Origin of the sequence: Alkalibacillus haloalkaliphilus C5 (assembly GCF_000269905.1) — a bacterium.
Lineage (GTDB): Bacteria > Bacillota > Bacilli > Bacillales > Alkalibacillaceae > Alkalibacillus > Alkalibacillus haloalkaliphilus_A.
Map to the genome: position 1 here is coordinate 1 of NZ_AKIF01000309.1, position 323 is coordinate 323.

General features: G+C 38.4%; 1 pseudogene. It reads right to left on the bottom strand.

The features are described from left to right. Positions 1-323, bottom strand: a pseudogene (locus tag A194_RS20895) (IS5/IS1182 family transposase); the annotation flags it as partial.

Below are 323 nucleotides of genomic sequence, written 5' to 3' on the forward strand. Positions count from 1 at the left end.
GGTAAACTGACCTTCAGTCGCAAGTTGAATATTATAGCCCGCTTTCAGCTGACCGTTTTTCATTGGGTCATCTTTCATTCGCATAAACGTGGCGTCAGGGTCTGTCTTTGAATAGCTATTTCGTTCACCAAAGATCTCCATGTCTTTCTGATATTTTTGCTTTCGCGACTTAAAATCATTAAACTTTTTACGATACTGTTTAGGTTCTTTTCGCTCTGAACGTAATTGCTTTCTTTCAACTCCGCTTTCACTTGCTTCTATTTGCTTATCGTATGCATTAACCTTTTCATCTAATTGTTTTACCACCTGTGTGAGTTCTTCAG